The sequence below is a fragment of the Pediococcus parvulus genome (assembly GCF_964063155.1).
Taxonomy (GTDB): domain Bacteria; phylum Bacillota; class Bacilli; order Lactobacillales; family Lactobacillaceae; genus Pediococcus; species Pediococcus parvulus.
On the sequence record NZ_OZ061292.1, the window covers coordinates 764305 to 783409 of the forward strand.

Genomic DNA, 19105 nt, shown 5'->3' on the forward strand with positions numbered 1-19105 from the left:
AACTAAAAGAGCCTACCGTGTATCATTTTGCGGCAGGCTCTGTATTTAAACTTATTTGTGGTCTAATTTTTCACTAAGATAGTCTCCATCTTCATGAACACTATCTTGTGACTCATCATAAAGTAAGTGATCCAAATGGTTTTCTTCTAAGTCGTTGTTTTCATTGGGATTAGGGATAGAATCCGGCGTTTGCTTTGGTGATTTTTCACCAGGTTCCATAGGATTATCGTTTTGTTCATCATAACTCATATTACTGTCAGGGGCGCCATTGCGCTTCTTATCCTGTTTAAAAGTTTCTTTAATATGTTCATCATCCATATTGGCCACTTCCTTAGCTAATTTTTGGGGACAACTTCGCTATATAAGTTTGAAAATAATGTGAGCGAGTTGTACTAAACGACTTGTTTTTGTCGTTTTAACTCGCTATACGGAATAATAAAGCTGGTTTCAGCAACATCTGTCAGGAAAACTTGCCAAGTACTTTCTTCATCTAGTAAACGAGTATCTACTTTTTTGACATAAGCGATTTGATTCTCATTTACATACAGAACTTCATCATCGGTGGTTTGAACTCTGAGTAACATTAAATATCTCCTCTCAAATAACCTTGACTGTCAACTATACGCAAAGTTTAACATGTCTTGAGGGAGTTTATAATTTTCGTGCTTATTGAAAAACTTTTATTTACGATTAATCTAAAAATGGTATGCTAGTTTGAAAATTAGGCAAAACACTTCTATGTTTAAATGAACGTTTGAATTATACTAGGATCATGGAGAAATTTGTAAAGAGGGGTACGTATGAAAATTTTAATGATTGAAGACAACAAATCGGTGTCCGAAATGATGGGCATGTTTTTTAAAAAAGAACAGTGGGATGCATCTTTTGCATATGATGGTAACGAAGCGGTTGAGATGTTTAAGAGTGCACCAAATGATTGGGACATGATTACACTTGATTTAAACTTACCTGGAAAAGACGGCATGGAAGTTAGTTCGGAGATTCGACAAATTTCAAAAACTGTGCCGATCATTATGCTGACGGCAAGGGATTCGGAAAGTGATCAAGTTCTTGGCCTTGAGATGGGCGCTGACGATTATGTCACTAAGCCGTTCAGTTCAATTACCTTAATTGCCAGAATCAAAGCTTTGCATCGGCGTGCACAAATGGGCACAACGAGCAGCACAGAAGAAACGGACAATCAACAAACCAATTACGATGTTGAGACAGGAAGCTTTAAGTTAAGTTCTTCAACTAGAGAGGCTTATTTAGATGATAAATTAATTCCTGATTTAACACCCAAAGAATTTGATTTGTTGAAAACCTTAGCGCAAAAGCCAAAACAAGTTTTTTCCCGGGAACAATTACTCCAATTAGTTTGGTATTATGAGTTTTATGGGGATGAAAGAACTGTTGATGCGCATATTAAAAAGTTACGGCAGAAAATTGAAAAAGTAGGACCACAGGTGATCCAAACAGTTTGGGGAGTCGGATATAAGTTCGATGATAGCAAAGCGGGGGATTAAACATGCGTTTGAAACTGCTATATCAACAGATGTTAGCTTTTTTTGCGGTAATTTTTACAACCGTAATTATATTTGGGTTGGCATTTATTCAGTTTTCCAATCGAATGGTTTATCAAGATACTTGGAAGCAGCTTGAAAGTTATGCCGATAGTGTTTTTCAACAATCAGTTGTGGTGAATTCTAGTGGCGAATTTGAAGGAATCCAACTGGGCGGCTTACAAAATAGTGAACGGTTGCTGGCAAACCAAGCAATTCATTTTTCAATTTATATCAAGAAAAATACGATTGCTTATCCGAAAAATGGTTTTTCCCCAGTTATCAATAAAAGCCAGTGGAAAAAGCTGAAAAGTGGTGAAACACTGACAACAAAATCTGCCCGGCGCTTTAATCGTACTGGAAAAAGCAAAACGCAATCGATGACGGACATCATCAAACCGTACAGAAATGAAAACGGTGAATTGATTGCGGTCGTTTTAGTGGGTTCGCCGGTTGCTAATATTCAGTCCAATATGCGAAAAATCCAACATAATTTATTAATAGCTTTTCTTATTTCTGGACTGGCAGCAATTTTTATTGCCTACGGGCTGGCCAAATATTCGGTTTCGCGGATTGACCGTATCCGAAAGGCGGCTCACAAAATTGGCGAAGGTAATTTTGATATTACGGTGCCAACAAAAGGTAATGATGAAATCGATGGTTTAGCATCAGACTTTAATCATATGACGAAATCACTTAAGGCGTCGAACGAAGAAATCAAGCGTCAGGAACAGCGACGGCGAGAATTTCTTGCGGACGCTGCGCATGAAATGCGAACCCCTCTGACGACAATTAATGGTCTTTTGGAAGGGTTAACCTATGATGCCATTCCAGAAGAAAGTCGTGAAGAGAGTCTACAATTGATGAGCAATGAAACCAAGCGCTTAATTCGATTGGTCAACGATAATTTGGATTACGAAAAAATTCGGACAAATCAAATCATTTTAAACCGTCATGAGATTCGGGTCCATGAGGTTGTGAATAATTTAGTTGAACAGTTACAAAAAAAGGCCCATGAGGCAAAAGATCAGTTTGTCACCCAGGTTGCTGACAATGTCACGGTTTATGCGGACTATGATAGATTTGTGCAAATAATGTTCAACATCATGCAAAACTCGATTCAGTTTACGAATGGCGGTATAATAACGATTACGGCTCATAATGATAAAGATAAAAATTGTGTCATTTCGATTAGCGATACGGGCATTGGCATGTCGGATGATCAAATGAAGAACATTTGGGAACGATATTACAAGGCTGATGCCTCTAGGAAAAACACCAAGTATGGGCAATCTGGTTTGGGCATGGCAATTGTGCATCAACTTGTTAAGGCTCATAAAGGGACAATCAATGTTTCTAGTGAATTAGGCAAAGGGACCACATTTACGCTTCAATTACCTTGTGAAGATAAAAAAACAGAAAGCTAAGAGGCTTAACTTTCTGTGACAAGCAATAAAAAAAGCAGGAATTCAATTGAATTCCTGCTTTTATATTAGCTAGATTATTTAGCAGCTGGAGTACCGAACCATTCGATACGGCTCTCAACTGTGTCTTTAATAGCTTTTGTACCAGGTGCAAGTAACTTACGAGGGTCATAACCTTTAATATCATTTTGGTCATGTCCTTCTTCAATATACTTACGAGTTGCAGCTGCGAAAGCCATCTGGCATTCAGTGTTAACGTTAACCTTTGCAACACCCATTGAAATAGCTTTTTGGATTTGTTCCTTAGGAATTCCTGAACCACCATGTAAAACAAGTGGAGTAGAAATTACGTCAGCTAATTCTTGGAGACGTTCGAATTTCAAGCCCTTCCAGTTTTCTGGATATTGGCCATGAATATTACCAATTCCACAAGCAAGGTAGTCAACACCAGTTGCGGCGATTTGTTTAGCTTCTTCAACATCAGCTAATTCACCTTCACCAATGATACCGTCTTCTTCTCCACCGATTGAACCAACTTCAGCTTCAACGGACATACCTTTAGCATGTGCCAACTTAACGATTTCCTTAGTTTTTTCTAAGTTTTCTGCAAATGGTAAATCATGGCCATCAAACATAACTGAGTTGTAACCAACTTCGATACATTCTTTAGCAGCTTCGTAGTTACCATGGTCTAAATGCATGATAACTGGAACTGTGATGTTCATTGATTTAATGGTTTGTTGAACTAAGTTTAAACAAAGTTCGTAACCACCCATGTACTTTGCAGCTCCCATAGAAGTTTGGATCAAAACTGGAGTGCCTTTTTCTTGAGCAGCGCCAAGAATTGCACGTGTCCATTCCAAGTTGTTAGTGTTAAAAGCACCAACAGCGTAGTGACCTTTGCGAGCTTCAGCAAAGATTTCGTTACCATTAACTAATGACATAAATAAAATCCTCCCAAAATATATTACAACGATGTGTAAAAAGGTTGCATTAAACGTACACATTTATTTTAACACATTTGATTATTAAAATGCAGACCAATTTTCAAGCGTTATTTATGGGAGAAACAGAAATGAAATAACGGTGATAATTACGAATAAAAGATAAACGAATAGACAAAATTGGCTAAATTGGGAGCATTTTTGGCCTATGCCAATATTTTAATGAACAAAAAATAAGTGCGTTGAAACCTGGTCGTATCAGCTGTTTATATATATTTAAACTGGTATATCAATTAAATTTAATAATTTATCACTTGTAAAAACGGTTACTTTCCTGTTAAAATGTTTCTTTGTCTTGGTATAGGCTTTAATTTAAAGAGAATAAGGAGAATTTATAATGGGTATCATAATTGCACTGATCCCAGCAATAGCTTGGGGTAGTATTGGACTAGTGTCAGGTCGTCTTGGCGGATCGGCACCTCAACAAACTTTAGGAATGACAATGGGTGCTGTGGTTTTTGCGGTATTTACTTGGTTTTTATACCAACCAACATTATCAGCTAAAGTTTGGATTGCAGGAATTATTTCCGGTTTATTCTGGGCAGTTGGACAAGGGATGCAGTTTACCTCAATGAAAAAAATTGGGGTTTCTAAAACTGTGCCTCTTTCAACTGGGTTGCAATTGGCCGGTAACGCTTTAGCAGGAGTGTTAATTTGGCACGAGTGGACTACTGGAAAAATGATTACCATGGGAACCGTTGCTGTGATCGCATTGATTGCAGGTGCCACGTTTACTTCTTTACGAGATAAAAGCGATCCAGAACATAATAAGGATGAAGATATGGCTGCTGGTATTCGGGCATTGGTGATTTCCACAATTGGTTACATTGGCTATACTGTGGTTGTACGCTTTGCTGATGTGAATGCCAAAGCAGTTATTTTGCCACAAGCGATCGGAATGCTTGCCGGAGCCGTTGTTTTTGTATTTGTTTCAAAAGCAGCCGTTACGGCATTCAAAGATAGTCATACTTGGAAAAATGTCATCACTGGTTTAGTTTGGGGAATTGGGAACATTTTCATGTTCTTAGCAATTCCAAGTGTCGGTTTGGCAATTAGTTATTCACTTGCTCAAGCCGGAATCGTTATTTCAACATTCGGTAGCATCTGGTTCTTAGGTGAACACAAAACGCATCGTGAAATGCAGTATGTTATTTTTGGATCAGTTTTGATTATTGTGGGGTCAACCTTGTTGGCAATTATGAAGTAAATTGATTAATGGTAAAAACAGTAGAAATACTGCTTTTTTTATACATTTTTTAGAAAGTAGCAATTTTGAGTTGAACAATTTTGGTCACGCTTCAAATTTTAGTAATCGGGTGTATAATAAATTGATGGAACATTAAAAATACAAAGTGAGGTAAGTAAACAATGGCACATATTTCGTTTGACGGTTCAGCTGTTTCAAAGTTTGTTCATTATAATGAACTTGCTGAAATGCAACCCCTAGTTACTGCAGCAGATAAAGAATTACGTGAAGGTACTGGTGCTGGAAATGATTTCCGTGGATTCATTGATTTACCAGTTGATTATGATAAAAATGAATTTGCACGTATCAAGGCAGCAGCAAAAAAAATTCAGAATAATTCTGAGGTTTTTGTTGCTATCGGTATTGGTGGCTCATATTTAGGTGCACGTGCAGCAATTGATTTTCTTGGAAATACTTTCTACAACTTGCTCCCTAAGGAACAACGTAACGGCATTCCCCAAGTATTCTTTGCTGGAAACTCAATTAGTTCAACTTACTTAACAGATTTAGTAAACTTGATTGGCGATCGTGACTTTTCGATCAATGTTATTTCAAAATCAGGTACAACTACTGAACCTTCAATTGCTTTCCGTGTACTGAAGGACAAGTTAATTGCTAAATACGGTAAAGATGGTGCTAAGGAACGAATCTTTGCGACAACTGATAAAGCTAAGGGTGCTTTGAAGACGGAATCTGATGCAGAAGGTTATGAAGAGTACGTTGTACCTGATGATATTGGTGGACGGTTCTCAGTTCTTTCTGCTGTCGGTTTATTACCAATTGCTGTTGCTGGTGGTGACATTGATCAATTAATGAAGGGTGCTGCTGACGCTCGCGACGCATATAAAGATCCCGACGTTACAAAGAATGACGCTTACAAGTATGCTGCATTACGTAACATCTTGTATCGTAAGGGTTACACAACTGAATTGTTAGAAAACTTCGAACCAACATTGCAATACTTTGGCGAGTGGTGGAAACAATTGATGGGTGAGTCAGAAGGAAAAGACCAAAAGGGTATCTATCCTTCATCAGCTAACTTCTCAACTGATTTACATTCACTTGGTCAGTATATTCAAGAAGGCCGTCGTAACCTTATGGAAACCGTTGTGAATGTTGACAAGCCTAACCATGATTTAAACATTCCTAAGGAAGATAAGAATCTTGACGGGCTTAAGTATCTTGAAGGTCGAACAATGGATGAAGTTAATAAGAAGGCTCATCAAGGTGTTACCTTAGCTCATAATGATGGTGGCGTTCCTGTTATGAATGTTAATATTCCTCAACAGGATGCTTACACATTGGGCTACTTGATCTACTTCTTTGAAGCAGCTGTTGGTATTTCTGGGTACTTGAATGGAATTAATCCATTCAACCAACCCGGTGTTGAAGCCTATAAAAATAATATGTTTGCTTTACTTGGCCGTCCCGGCTATGAAGCACAAACAAAAGAACTCAACGAACGCCTTGGTAAATAAGACTTTCTAGTAGTTTAACAAAATAAGTTCTGCAGAATTGATATGAGTTTCATGGGTCTCTGTCAAATCGTATTGGTGGAGATTTTGAACGGCACATTCACTTCGGTGAATGTGCTTTTTGTTTACTCATGAATTAAACTAATCCGGATAAAGAAGTTGTCAATATTTCGAAAACCAAAACAGTTACGCTTTAATGCCTTGATTTTACGATTAAGTCCTTCAATTGGACCGTTGGAAAATGGATAACGACAACTGTTTAGAAGGGCTGAACCATTTTTGATAAACGTGTTGATCGTTATGTCCATTTGATTACTAGTGGGTTGGTAGTTAGTAAGTAAGGATTGGAACGCATTAGCATCCTTTTGGTGTATGGCACTTAAGATACCTTGATAGGTTTGATACACAGATCTAAATCTGGGAAAAGCGTCTAGAGCTAAATCAATGGCGTTTTGTTGCGTCATATACTCGTTAATTCCGCGTAAATAAACAGCCTTAGAATCATTAACTTTTATTTCATCAAGATGAAATAAACGCCATTGAGATTTTAAAATATGATAAATTCGTGAATGCTTATCTTGGATAGTACGAATGGTCTGCGTGCGTTCATTATCTAAGGCACGCCCAGCCAGTTGAATAATATGGAAACGATCGATAATCGTGGCCGCATTGGGAAATAAGCGATGAATGAAGCTGCCATATTCAGCATTCATGTCAATCGTCACTGATTGAACTTGGGCACGTTCTTGAACCGAAAAACGAGCTTCAAAGTAGTCAATGATATCTTTACTTAGCCGATCTTTTAAAGTAACAATTCGGCGATGACTAACGGCATCGCAACAATTAAAGGACATCCAGTGATTACAGGAACGAAATTCATCAAAGCAAAGATTCTCTGGGAGATGTTTAACACGATAGGCTAAGTGAATATTGGCATTTAGGATTCGTTGAACACTGCTTGGCGAAATTCCACAAAGTTTAGCAATTTCTTTACTCGTCAACATATCGCGTGCCAAAACGATCACTTGATGTTTGATATTATGTGTGAAAGTTTCGTTACGATTAACCAACTTAGTTTTAGCACCACAGGTTTTTGAACAATCTTTACATTGGTATCTTTGACGTTTTAAATGCATTTCGTAACGACCACCGGATAAGGTTCCTAAACGCAGGTGACTCATGTGAGTTCCGTTTTTAATTAAGCTTTTATGGCCACAATGTGGGCACTTTAAAAGTTGATAAGACAAAGTTGCATGGACGACATGAATACGTTGGTTTGTGGAACACCGTTCTTTAGAAATACCAGTGACAATTAAGTTTGGGTCTGTTATTTCGAATAAGCATAAGATAGAATTAGTTAGGGACATCTGAATTTCCTCTTTTCGATTTGTTTTGGCGATTAAATCGTAGCACAAAGAGGACAGATGTCCTTCTTTATTTTTCTGATTTTCAAAACAGACAAAAAACCGGTATTAGTTATTCACCAATACCAGAAAGTGTAGACCCAGTTTCATGACTTGTCATTTTGCAGAGCTTTTTTATGATTTCAAACTAAAACTATTTTTGGTAATTTTTAATTGACTTTCGGAAGAAAAATCTTTACTATTATGGTGATATCAAGCTGATATTAAGTGAGGTGACCGGGATTGGCGAATGACCAAAAAGATAAGCGGTTTTTATTACGTTTGGATCAGTCTCTTTATGATCGGTTAGCAGAAGAAGCCAATCGAGCTAATCAAAGTGTGAATATGTATATTGTAAGTTTGTTGTCAGAAAATCACGGTACAAAAAGTTTTGAAAATCGCCAGATAATTGGCAAGACTGTTTCTGGTTCGGATGTCAATATGGAAAACGGTCTGGTTCTGGTAACGGGAATTTATTATCGTTATTTAATTAACGATAATTCTGATGTTGATGATAAGGCTAAATATGCTGTGATTGAGGCAAATGGAAATATCTTAACGTTACAAAAAATTTAGCCATTTGGGGGAGATAAGGAATGGCAAATCAACAAAAAAAGCCGTTTGGTGCACTGGGAGAAATTATGACCGCTGCGATGAACGGTGATTACTCAGCGCAATACAATAAGGTACAACAGGCTGCTATAAAACGTAGACAACGTTCGACACAAAAACTCGCTAAGGAAGATGAACGTCATACGCAAAATAAGCCTGAGAGAACAGTTCATGCACGAATACCAAAAAATCGGAGGAGCTTTACTATGCCATTTGGACTTAGAATTGTACCACAAAATAATCGAGGATTAGTTGAAACATTAGGGAAATACAAACGCAGTGTTGATCCAGGATTCCATTTTTACTTTCCATTTTTCCAAAAGATCAGAAATGTGAGTTTGGCAATGGAACCCCTCGCACTGCCTAACTATTCTATTATCACAAAAGATAATGCAGACGTTTCAGCAAGCTTGACGCTAAATTTCCATATCACAGATCCGGTGAAATATCAGTATGAAAATACGGATTCTGTTGAATCAATGGCGCAATTAGTTCGGGGACATTTACGAGATATTATTGGCCGAATGGATTTGAATGAAGCATTAGGGTCAACTGCTAAAATCAACCAGGAGTTGACATTGGCAATTGGCGATTTGACCAATACGTACGGAATTAATGTGGATCGAATTAATATTGACGAATTGACACCTTCACGTGCAATCCAAGAAGCGATGGACAAACAATTGACGGCTGATCGTGAACGGGTTGCCACAATTGCAAAGGCCGAAGGAGAAGCCAAATCAATTGAGTTAACTACCAAGGCTAAGAATGATGCGTTGATGGCAACTGCTAAAGCCGAAGCGGATGCAACAAAAACGCGAGCTAATGCGGAGCGTTATCGAATTGATACAGTTCAGGCTGGATTGGCAGAGGCGACAGACAAGTATTTCCAAAACCAGTCAATCAATGCCTTTTCTGATTTGGCGAAATCAAATACCAATATGGTTGTGGTGCCTTCGGATAGTTCTGATGAATTTGGTAAAATTCCAGTTATTGGTAAACTATTAGGAACTAAAGATGACCAACCACATAATTTATAAATTTAAATATTAATTCATAAAGCTACTACGAGTTTGTTCGGGTGGCTTTTTGTACATATGAAAAAACGAATAGGGTGTGAGAATGTGCGAACACAAACAAAGATCAATTTTGTAGAAGGCCTGACCGGCGCTGTTTTATTAATTTTACTGTATATGCGAATTAATAATTATTATCAACTCACACATAGATGGGTTACGACGTATACCTCGCAGCTGCGTTTTTACATTCTTTCTTTGTGGATTCTGGTTGGATTGATGGTTATTTTTATGGTAATTTTCTTCGTCTATTCTGACCGTTCACAGCCTCAAAAAAATTGGGGATTAGCAGTGGCGCTGCTAATTGTGGGTGCCGGGGTTGTGTTTCAATTCTTGAATCAGCCAGATTATACGAAGCAGCATGTGACACCAATTCCACTTTCAGTTAATCAGGTTATGAAAAAGGTATATGCAAAAAAATATAGTTCCTATGAAGATGGGTTTTACTTTTATAATCCGGATAGCAAATATTATAAGCAAACTAGAAAAGAAGTTCGAAGATACTCTTTAAGTAGTCAGACAGATTTATATTGTGCGAATTTAAAATCTTTACGGCGCAAGCTTGGTTCAAAACGTTATCAAGCGTTAATCACCAAATTAAAGATTAAGAGTGGTAATGCGATTGTCTTTACCTATCGAGAGGACGGCAAGAATAAGGTTAAAGTATTTAACAGATTACAGGACCGACAAGTTTTATTGCGTTTTGTCCACTACTTAAATGGTGATGAAACCGTAAATTTCTTCGGATAAAAAAAGGCCTCAAGGCATTGAAAAACAACGCTTTGAGGTCTATTAATATTGGGCATACTGGGATCGAACCAGTAAATTACGGATTCAGAGTCCGTGGCCTTACCATTTGGCGAATGCCCACTAAATTTACCTATATAAGTTTACCGTTTTTCTGTAAAACTGTCAACATATGTTTACAACCATTCTTTATAAACTGACAAGCACTCAGCTTTTTGCTACAATAAGACTGTTATGAGGTGAAAATATGGCTACAAATTCTGATTCGATTTATAATGTTTTATCACAAATTCGTGAGTATCCAGAACGTGCTGAAGTGAATACCTTAGGATATACAAATGTTGTGCAATTAAAAATCAGTGATAGCATCCCAGTTGCTAATCCAGAAATATACTTTCCTGACGAAACTTTGCTAGTTGACCGACTTTCGGATGAGTTTGTTGATAAATATAACGTTTTGATGGACTACTTTAATGGTTTAACGAAGAAGCCAATGAAAAGCTATCATGAGGTTTGGGTAACGACTGCACACGTTGTTGGAAAGAAAGCATATATGCTTGAGCTGACCTATGAGTAACCGTGAGCTTAAGGTTACTTTGGCAGATACAAAAGAAAAGTTAGTTATCTGGGCAGTCATTGCAATTTTGTGTGTGGTCAGTGAAAATCTGCTGAACTTTGCTTTTATCCCGTATATTCTGATCGCGATATTTATATACTGGATCTATCTTTTTGTTACTTTTGTTTATTTGACCATTTTAAAAATGAAAGGAAGCTAAGGTATTGACTTTGTGGCTCAAATAAGATAAATTAGAACAGTACTATTTTTGCCCGCTGGTCAAATTGGTTTAAGACGTCGCCCTCTCAAGGCGGAGCTACGGGTTCGAACCCCGTGCGGGCTATTATAAAACTGGAAAAGGGCTTCAAACCATTGCAATATCAGTGGTTTGAAGCCCTTTTTTATAGCTCTGTGTACTTTTTTTTGAAATGCAGGTCTAACTAATTTTTAAGAAGTTACCATATCTTGTCACTATTCAAAGGAGATCGTACATAACCAGAAAGAATACCCAAATTCCGTCTTGTTTGAAGATCTAATTTAGTTGCATCAGCATCGTCTGCGACAAAATCATAGATAGTTTTAAGAATTGTCGCGACTTTGTGCTGTGTTAAATAGAGATTTGTAATGCCCAGCGAAAGCTCAACTGCAATTTTTGTGTAATCTTCATGATTATGAAGTTGAGTTGCGGCGGTTGTGATAGTATTTTGAATTTTTGGATCAGATTTAAATTCTGGTTCAAAAAATGCTTTACCAATTAGTTCGGAAAGTTGCTGATATTTTTCGTTCATTGTAAATTCCCCCATAAGTGTATTTTGTCTTTTACAAATACATCTCTATGGTACACCATTTAGTGTGGCTATGCCAAAACTAAAATGATAACATGGCATTGTATCGCGGATTATGAAAGTTGTTATGTTGGTTACCACACCAATTGGCAGTATAGTATTTGTTAAATACACAAAATATATAATGCGAGGAATGAACGCCCATGTTAAAAAAGCCTCAAGTCTTAACCCCGAATAGTAAAATTGCGATTGTCAGTTTGTCTAGTGGAACGCTTGGCGAAAGCTTTGCCACCCATCAATTGCAATTAGGAATTAAACGGTTAAAAGAAATGCAATTGCAGCCAGTTTTTATGCCCAACGCACTGAAAGGAATCCAGTATTTAGCTGATCATCCGCAGGCGCGCGCTGATGATTTAAAAACTGCTTTTGCCGATCCAGAAATTAAGGGCATCGTTTGTGCAATTGGTGGCGACGATACTTATCGGCTATTACCTTATCTCTTAGAGGATGAAACATTTGTTCATAATGTCCATTCCCATCCTAAGTTGTTTACTGGCTTTTCAGATACAACAATTAATCATTTGATGTTCTATCAATTAGGAATGCAGAGTTTTTACGGTCCAAATTTTCTGAATGATTTGGCAGAGTTGGATCAAGAAATGCTCCCTTACACCAAACATACCTTTATGAATTATTTTAGAAATGAGGCGACAACCTCAGTTACGTCTAGTGCTGTGTGGTATGAGGAACGCGAAGATTTTTCATCTGCAGCTGTCGGAACGCATCGGAAACAGCATATGGAACAAAAAGGGTATGAGGTGTTGAGAGGATCAGGACAAATTACGGGCCGACTATTGGGTGGTTGTCTCGATAGTTTGTATGATATTTTGTCAGGAACTCGCTATCCTGATGAAAAAGAAGTTACAGAAAAGTATCACTTATTTCCTAGCTTAAACGAGTGGCAAGACAAAATTATGTTTATTGAAACTAGTGAGGAAAAACCCAATCCAGAACTTTATCGAAAAATGTTACTAGCATTAGACGATGACGGTATTTTTTCAGCTATTTCAGCAATCCTTGTCGGCAAACCGCAGGCAGAAGCCTTTTATGACGAATATAAGCAGATTTTACTGGAAATCACCGATTCATATCAGTTACCTATTTTAGCAAATGTCAATTTTGGCCATGCCTATCCAAGGACGGCGCTCCCCTATGGTGGTGAGACACAAGTTGATTTTGACCGGAAAGCCATCACGCTTTTGGAGCCGATGTTTGCATAAAAGGATACTGAACAGTTAAATATTTGATGACAAAAAGTTGCTAGCTAACGATAAAATGTTACTAGCAGCTTTTTATTTAGTTAGTCAAATTTTGTTGCAACTTTTTGGCCCGAACTAACCACTAATAAGTGAAAGGGGGTAAGTCACGTGAATAAAGTAAAAATCAGAACAGTCAAACGGGCTATTCGGGGGGATCAGCAAGCATTTTCCCAACTTGTTTTAGGCCAGGCCGATTATTTAACGCGAACTGGACATCTTTATCTGTCACGCGATGTTGATGTTCAAGATGCTATTAGCGAGACGACACTGATCGCATTGCATTCAATCAGTCAACTGCAGAAACCCGCGCTATTTCGAACTTGGTTAACGCGAATCTTGATTCGTCAGTGTTACCGCAGATATTCAGAACAAGCCCATGAAGTTTGTGATTTGGCAGACCTTCCCGAAATGCCAACGAATTTAGCAAACGTTTCGGTTGATGAAAAATTAGATCTCTTGGGGGGGATTAAAACGTTTAAATGACGGCTATCGGCAAGTATTATTAATGTTTTATTATAATGGATTATCCATTCACGAAATTAGCGATCTTATTGGGATGCCAGAAAACACTGTTAAATCGCATTTGAAGCGTGGTAAATCTCAACTGAAGACGTGGTTAGGAGGGGACTATTTTGAAAAATGAAAAATTTTCGCAATTGGTTGAGCAACTTAGTCAGGCACAAACTGTGAACCCAAAAGAAACCAAGACAACGATTACGCAAGCGTTATTAAAATCAGGTGTTAGACTAAAACGGCGCCATCACCATGTATTATGGGGATTTGTGACCCTTGCAGTCGCAATTTGCCTGCTAACGCTTAGCGGAATGTACGTAACACCGGTTAATCATGTGATGGCACAAACACCAATTATTGGGAATTTCTTTGCGAAATTTGATGATGATCTGGGAACGATTGTTGAAACTAATGGAAAAACGCAGAATTTGAATCAGACACGAACTTCCAACGGTATGAAGATGACACTAAAAACTGCATATGTACAGGGAAAGACAGTTGCAATTACTGGAACCATCAGTGGAGTTAACGGTGCATGGGATGATTGGTTTGACTTTTACATTGGCCGCGGTGGGGTGAAATTTTCTCAAAGTAGCGCGGATCTTCGGAAGATATCAACAGGACATTATTGTTTTTGGCTAGACGGGACCATTAAAGGCAAAATTTCAAAAAGTACGATTAAGTTTCCAATTGTTTTCACCAGGTTCAAGGGTCATGCTGGGCGTTGGGCATTTAATTTACGGTTAGCACCAAGTAAGGTAAGCACACAAAAGCTTACTGGAAACATTACTTTGGCAAACGGGGACGTCAAATTGAAATTACTTGGAATTGATGAGTATTCTGGAGGAACTGGTTTGTTAAAGGTACAGGAAACACAACGAGTTTCTAAAGATGACTTTCAGTTATTTAAAATTTTCGTTAATGGAAGTCACAAAGATTATATGCTCGCCAATCAAGATCCCATGGTTCTGAGCAAGAAAGGAAAACAACGCATAGTAGGTTATCGAGTAAAAGAGTTGCCAAAACGAATTACAAAAATAACTGTAGAACCAACATTATCCACATGGGAGGTTTCCGCACGAACGGCATTAAGTTCGTTACCAACGACGATCAAAGCAAAACGAACGACGGAAGTTTTCAGATTTAAAAAGCCAACGTTAAGAAATGGTAAATTGACTTTGCGTTATTATTTAACAGGATCCGGATTATCGTCTGATAGAGAACTTATGTGGGACAAAGGAAATCAGCTTAATGGTGCGCTTGCTATCATGGCCAAAACATATCACGATGATGGGAACGCTAGTGTTTATGGAAAAGATTACTTGTATGAAGGCCGTCAAAAATTGATTAATGGCAAAACCAATGAATTTGAAGCCACCTATAATTTAACAAAGAAATCAGGTTTGAAAAATCTCAATCTTAACCAGTTACAATTACAGATTGATTATGATGGTTTGCACAGTACACCAAGGATGAAAGAACAGACAATTTCGGTTAAACAAAATTAAAAGGTTCTGATTTTAAAAATTTGCGCGTTTGATTTAAATAAAAAATGATTTAAAGAATTTAAGTCAAATCAAACTTTAACTGCTGGATTTTGAAAGGAAGCACACGACAACTAAATTAGACAAAAAAGATATAAGAATTACGCAGTGATTATATTTTTAATCGTCTTTAAAAAAAATTTGAGTTAAGGGTTCGTTTTTATATTTATCGATAATTTCTATAAAATTATGGAAAAATAAGTTGTTTTTTTAATGAAAGCGCTTTACAATTAAAACGTGATAGTAACCTTTCTCAATAAATAGGGAGTGCTGCCTATGAAAGAAAATAAAGACTATTTTTGAAGTGGCGTAGTAAAATTGCAGTTGCATACGAGGAATCTAAGGAGAGATGTATTATGAAAACGAAAAAATTACGTCTGCCTTGTTTGTTGCATGTTTAAGTTTTGGTTTTATTACTACTTCGGCTTTGGCTGGTAATGATGAACATGGTTATAGTATGCGTGTTTATGGTTTCAAGCAAAAGAGTCACTCGGCTGGTTGGTACAGACAAACAACTAATTATAAAAATAATTGGAAGGTTAAACTAACAAAATCCGGTGAAGGCCCGCATACCATTTCGATTTTTTGGTTGGAAAAAGCAGGCGGTGCAAATGTTAGCCCGATTATCAAAAGATAGCGGGGAATCCTGAAGCGTACCAAAGGGTCAATCCTTCTTTCCATGGGAAGAAAACCGTGATGCTGACGGCTCAGAATAATAATATTTCAGGTAACGAGTATAATATTTCAGGCTATTGGGATGAAGAGACTGGGAAAATTCAATAATTAAGTTTTATGGTGGTCATCTAATGCAAATTATGTAGATGACCATTATTCTTATTGGTAGGAGGGGTTCTGATGTTTAACTTTGAAATTAGTAAACTTTTAAAAAATTGGCGATTTATTTTCTTTGCTACCTTAATCATACTTGTTCCAGAAATAGATTTGTTAATTCAGCTCAAAAGTCAGATTGAGGCTGGATTTGACACAGCAAAGTTTATATTAAATCCAGCAGAAGTTAGTTTTTTGGCTTCTAATTCTATTGGCCATTATGGGCAAATGGTCCTTATTTGGTTGCTGCCTCTAATTTTATTGAATTTATATACGGATCACCAAGTGTCGGAAGTGAAAAATGGTTATCTTAATGCTACCCTGATTAGGAACAGCAGAAAAAAATTTTATCAAACTAAACTGGCTTTATCGGCCATCATTCCGGCTTTTTTAGTGCTGCTTTCATTAGTGATTAATTTTCTTATAGCGCTGCTTATTTGGCATGGAGGAAAAGATTTTTCTGGCATGGAGGATGAATTGCAACAACTTAAGGTTATTAAACCTTTCCAATTATTAGTATTACAAATGGAACATCCGTACAGTACTGTGGTGATCTATATTTTTATTTTTACGTTATCGGTTGCCATTTTTGGTATGGTTACGCAGGCCATTGTGTTTATGTTCCCCAATTATTACATTGCATATCCCTTTGCATTTCTGTTATGGATTATACAAGTTATGTCACCGTACAGCTCCACTTATTTTATGCAACCCTTCATTGAATACGGATTGAGGTCCATTATTCCGGCTGCAATTGTTTACTTATCTTCTAGTTTGATAGTAATTGGTATTGGGTACTTCAGGCAGGTGAGAGCTGATGTTCTTTGAGAGCAAGAAAAGACTTGGCGTAATTTATTTTTTCCTAATAGGGTTTCTTGGAATTTATTGGTTATCACTAAATAGATATGCACCGAGAATAATAACAAATTTTCGAGATTTTTACACAATTGAAGATACTGTTGCAAATTATCATTATGACGTAGGACAAGCTACCATTTTTTCGCTTATTTTTGCTACAATCATTTTAAAAAGTTATTTGAACATTTATATGAGTGAATTAATACGATCCGATACGCAAAAGTATTATTGGGCTTTTTTTAAATCTGTTTGTATCCAAGCAATTATCTTCACGATTGTTTTTGAAGGTGTGGATTTGATTATGCTATTCATTAGAGTGCAGCATACGTTTTTATTTGAACCCATAATACTGTTAGCATTAGGGGTCCGTTATCTTATTTTTCTGGGTTACTATATAATTCAAGGCTCATTATTATTTTTGGTCATGCAATATACAAAAAATGCTTTAGTAACGATCTTTATTGTTCCGTTTATTAATGTTATTACCCTTGAGTTTTGTCGAACCTTTGAGTTTACCCATCCTATTTCCAGTATGAATACAATTGATTGGCTATGGAAAGGACAATTTGGCTGGCTTACGATTCTAACAGCTTTGTTACAGGTCGTGATTATTATCACCTTGCTAGCTATTTGGAATATTCAAAAATTGAGGAGGGAGGATTTACTTGAAATCACAAAATAAATTATCATTTTTAACTGTTGGCTTGTTAATTTTCTATTTAATACTGGCTAAAAATTATTTATTTGGTAAATTCACTATCCAAAATATCCTTCGTGGTGTTGATTTTAGTGCCACTACTATGCAAACTTTGGTGTTTATCTTCTTCTTTTTTACTATTGCGACACTGAATTTTGCACTTCTTCAATCTTGGTTTTCTGATTGGTTAGTTTTACAACTTATTCGTTACCAAAAAATGAGCTATGTCTTTAAAAACTTGAATATAACTATCTGTAAACTTAATATTTTGTTTCACATTATGTTTGTAGTTGTATTTTTTGTTTTTTCGGGATTATTCCATATTCTTTCGTCGGTTTCTTTTTCACTTTTATCAATGTTACTGACCAGCTTTTTAATCTGTAACTTATATATGTTAACTCAATTCTTATTAAATCTATATTTTTCAGATCGAGTGGGATATTTTCTTATACTTGTTTATGCAGGTCTTTCTTTAATGGTTGGCAAGAGTCTGTTTGTGAATGGCGGCTCAATAATTTTTCAGATACTGGTCTGGCCACAATTTATATGTCAACAACGATTAAGTATACTTCATGTGGATTTACTAATGTGGTATGTAATATTACTGATTTTTTTTGTGTTGATTGAAGGATTAATTTATTGGCGGCTAAGGCAAATTGATTGGTTACGGAGGGATTAAAATGAAAATTGAATTACGTCATTTTTCTAAAACTTTAAAAAAACGTTCTGTATTAACTGACGTTAACTATACTTTTAACGGGGGATCAATATACGGACTATACGGAATTAATGGGTCAGGTAAAACAATGTTATTAAGAGCGATGGCTGGTTTCATTCATGCAACTAGTGGTGAGGTATTGGTGAATGATAAAATTCTGCATAAAGACGTTGACTTTTCACCAGAAACGGGTATTCTTATCGAAAATATGAGTTTATTACCTCAATATTCAGCCTTTGAAAATTTGAAAATTTTAGGTAAAATTCAGCATGTCGCAAACGATGAAGATATTGAGAATGCTTTAAAGGCAGTTGGTTTAGAAGAGAACATTCACAAACCAATTGTGAAAGATTTTTCACTAGGAATGAGGCAAAAATTAAATATTGCACAAGCAGTTTTTGAAGATCAAAAAATTATTCTTTTAGATGAACCAACAAACGGCCTAGATACGGAGAGTGTTAGTAAATGTATTAAGTTGTTACGCAAACTGAGAGATGAAGGAAAACTTATTGTGGTTGCAACGCACGTGGCTGAAGATATGAAAAAACTTGCGGACACGCAGTTACACATTGTTGAAGGAAGGATTGAGTCAACTGAGCAAGTAACCGTTAAGTAAATTTATTTATAGAATTTTGTTTTTTATACAGAAAGACGCTACTAAGTATTTTTTAGTGGTGTTTTTTAATTTTGTGATTGAAAAGGTTAGGTTTTTGACAAAGAAATGACAAAAAAGTGAAA

Annotated in this window: 24 protein-coding genes and 2 tRNA genes; 20 read left to right on the plus strand and 6 right to left on the minus strand. The window is 36.7% G+C overall.

Translation table 11 applies throughout. The annotated features are described in order from the left end of the window. Positions 1-51: 51 nt before the first annotated feature. Positions 52-318: a hypothetical protein gene (locus AB3217_RS03645; RefSeq protein WP_068808146.1), complete on the minus strand. Its 267-nt coding sequence runs from the start codon at positions 316-318 to the stop codon at positions 52-54. 74 nt (positions 319-392) lie between these two features. After that, positions 393-584: a hypothetical protein gene (locus AB3217_RS03650; RefSeq protein ID WP_057784666.1), complete on the minus strand. Its 192-nt coding sequence runs from the start codon at positions 582-584 to the stop codon at positions 393-395. Positions 585-800: 216 nt separating this feature from the next. Here AB3217_RS03650 and AB3217_RS03655 point away from each other — a divergent pair, with 216 nt between their 5' ends. Beyond that, complete coding sequence (locus AB3217_RS03655; protein WP_367365690.1) at positions 801-1526, plus strand: winged helix-turn-helix domain-containing protein; 726 nt, start codon at positions 801-803, stop codon at positions 1524-1526. Positions 1527-1534: 8 nt separating this feature from the next. Next, positions 1535-2989, plus strand: a complete 1455-nt coding sequence (locus AB3217_RS03660; protein ID WP_367366115.1) for an ATP-binding protein — start codon at positions 1535-1537, stop codon at positions 2987-2989. A 74-nt stretch (positions 2990-3063) separates the two neighbouring features. Here AB3217_RS03660 and AB3217_RS03665 read toward each other — a convergent pair whose 3' ends face one another. Further along, a complete protein-coding gene (locus AB3217_RS03665) occupies positions 3064-3930 on the minus strand; it encodes a class II fructose-bisphosphate aldolase (protein ID WP_057784668.1) in 867 nt (288 codons plus the stop codon). Between the two features lie 397 nt (positions 3931-4327). Between AB3217_RS03665 and AB3217_RS03670 the strand changes: the two genes are divergently transcribed. Further along, positions 4328-5197 carry a GRP family sugar transporter gene (locus tag AB3217_RS03670; RefSeq protein ID WP_057784669.1) on the plus strand — a complete coding sequence of 290 codons (870 nt, stop codon included), beginning with the start codon at positions 4328-4330 and terminating at the stop codon, positions 5195-5197. 161 nt (positions 5198-5358) lie between these two features. Continuing rightward, positions 5359-6714, plus strand: a complete 1356-nt coding sequence (locus tag AB3217_RS03675; RefSeq protein WP_057784670.1) for a glucose-6-phosphate isomerase — start codon at positions 5359-5361, stop codon at positions 6712-6714. Positions 6715-6836: 122 nt separating this feature from the next. Here the strand turns inward: AB3217_RS03675 and AB3217_RS03680 are convergent, their stop codons facing one another. After that, complete coding sequence (locus tag AB3217_RS03680) at positions 6837-8078, minus strand: ISL3 family transposase (protein WP_063697918.1); 1242 nt, start codon at positions 8076-8078, stop codon at positions 6837-6839. Positions 8079-8357: 279 nt separating this feature from the next. Between AB3217_RS03680 and AB3217_RS03685 the strand changes: the two genes are divergently transcribed. The 3 genes from AB3217_RS03685 to AB3217_RS03695 all read left to right on the plus strand — a co-directional run bounded on the left by AB3217_RS03685 (position 8358) and on the right by AB3217_RS03695 (position 10552). After that, the gene (locus AB3217_RS03685) at positions 8358-8690 is read left to right on the plus strand and encodes a toxin-antitoxin system HicB family antitoxin (RefSeq protein ID WP_068808144.1); all 333 of its coding nucleotides are present in this window, start codon (positions 8358-8360) and stop codon (positions 8688-8690) included. A 242-nt stretch (positions 8691-8932) separates the two neighbouring features. After that, a complete protein-coding gene (locus AB3217_RS03690) occupies positions 8933-9766 on the plus strand; it encodes an SPFH domain-containing protein (protein ID WP_057784685.1) in 834 nt (277 codons plus the stop codon). Positions 9767-9823: 57 nt separating this feature from the next. After that, a complete protein-coding gene (locus tag AB3217_RS03695) occupies positions 9824-10552 on the plus strand; it encodes a hypothetical protein (protein ID WP_157077616.1) in 729 nt (242 codons plus the stop codon). 48 nt (positions 10553-10600) lie between these two features. Here the strand turns inward: AB3217_RS03695 and AB3217_RS03700 are convergent. Then, positions 10601-10672 (minus strand) — tRNA-Gln (locus tag AB3217_RS03700). A gap of 124 nt (positions 10673-10796) precedes the next feature. Between AB3217_RS03700 and AB3217_RS03705 the strand changes: the two genes are divergently transcribed. The 3 genes from AB3217_RS03705 to AB3217_RS03715 all read left to right on the plus strand — a co-directional run bounded on the left by AB3217_RS03705 (position 10797) and on the right by AB3217_RS03715 (position 11448). Then, positions 10797-11126: a hypothetical protein gene (locus AB3217_RS03705; RefSeq protein WP_057784673.1), complete on the plus strand. Its 330-nt coding sequence runs from the start codon at positions 10797-10799 to the stop codon at positions 11124-11126. Further along, positions 11119-11325: a hypothetical protein gene (locus tag AB3217_RS03710; protein WP_057784674.1), complete on the plus strand. Its 207-nt coding sequence runs from the start codon at positions 11119-11121 to the stop codon at positions 11323-11325. The genes AB3217_RS03705 and AB3217_RS03710 overlap by 8 nt, the downstream gene beginning before the upstream one ends. 50 nt (positions 11326-11375) lie before the next feature. Beyond that, positions 11376-11448 (plus strand) — tRNA-Glu (locus tag AB3217_RS03715). Between the two features lie 112 nt (positions 11449-11560). Here AB3217_RS03715 and AB3217_RS03720 read toward each other — a convergent pair. Beyond that, positions 11561-11893: a bacteriocin immunity protein gene (locus tag AB3217_RS03720; RefSeq protein WP_057784675.1), complete on the minus strand. Its 333-nt coding sequence runs from the start codon at positions 11891-11893 to the stop codon at positions 11561-11563. Between the two features lie 200 nt (positions 11894-12093). Here AB3217_RS03720 and AB3217_RS03725 point away from each other — a divergent pair, with 200 nt between their 5' ends. The 10 genes from AB3217_RS03725 (at position 12094) to AB3217_RS03770 (ending at position 18983) form a co-directional block, all read left to right on the plus strand. Beyond that, positions 12094-13170: a S66 peptidase family protein gene (locus AB3217_RS03725; protein WP_367365691.1), complete on the plus strand. Its 1077-nt coding sequence runs from the start codon at positions 12094-12096 to the stop codon at positions 13168-13170. A 147-nt stretch (positions 13171-13317) separates the two neighbouring features. Further along, complete coding sequence (locus AB3217_RS03730; protein WP_367365692.1) at positions 13318-13692, plus strand: sigma factor; 375 nt, start codon at positions 13318-13320, stop codon at positions 13690-13692. A 22-nt stretch (positions 13693-13714) separates the two neighbouring features. Then, complete coding sequence (locus AB3217_RS03735; protein WP_353744035.1) at positions 13715-13852, plus strand: sigma factor-like helix-turn-helix DNA-binding protein; 138 nt, start codon at positions 13715-13717, stop codon at positions 13850-13852. Beyond that, a complete protein-coding gene (locus AB3217_RS03740) occupies positions 13842-15230 on the plus strand; it encodes a DUF4179 domain-containing protein (RefSeq protein WP_367365693.1) in 1389 nt (462 codons plus the stop codon). The genes AB3217_RS03735 and AB3217_RS03740 overlap by 11 nt, the downstream gene beginning before the upstream one ends. Positions 15231-15615: 385 nt before the next feature. Beyond that, positions 15616-15903: a DUF2712 domain-containing protein gene (locus AB3217_RS03745; protein ID WP_367365694.1), complete on the plus strand. Its 288-nt coding sequence runs from the start codon at positions 15616-15618 to the stop codon at positions 15901-15903. 56 nt (positions 15904-15959) lie between these two features. Continuing rightward, positions 15960-16049: a DUF2712 domain-containing protein gene (locus tag AB3217_RS03750; RefSeq protein ID WP_367365695.1), complete on the plus strand. Its 90-nt coding sequence runs from the start codon at positions 15960-15962 to the stop codon at positions 16047-16049. Positions 16050-16121: 72 nt separating this feature from the next. Next, complete coding sequence (locus tag AB3217_RS03755) at positions 16122-16922, plus strand: hypothetical protein (protein ID WP_057784681.1); 801 nt, start codon at positions 16122-16124, stop codon at positions 16920-16922. Continuing rightward, positions 16912-17634, plus strand: coding sequence for a hypothetical protein (locus AB3217_RS03760; RefSeq protein ID WP_057784682.1), 723 nt, complete (start codon positions 16912-16914; stop codon positions 17632-17634). Before AB3217_RS03755 ends, AB3217_RS03760 begins: the two co-directional genes overlap by 11 nt. Then, positions 17618-18328 carry a hypothetical protein gene (locus AB3217_RS03765; RefSeq protein ID WP_367365696.1) on the plus strand — a complete coding sequence of 237 codons (711 nt, stop codon included), beginning with the start codon at positions 17618-17620 and terminating at the stop codon, positions 18326-18328. The genes AB3217_RS03760 and AB3217_RS03765 overlap by 17 nt, the downstream gene beginning before the upstream one ends. Position 18329: 1 nt before the next feature. Continuing rightward, positions 18330-18983: an ATP-binding cassette domain-containing protein gene (locus AB3217_RS03770; RefSeq protein ID WP_068808127.1), complete on the plus strand. Its 654-nt coding sequence runs from the start codon at positions 18330-18332 to the stop codon at positions 18981-18983. Positions 18984-19105: the final 122 nt, after the last annotated feature.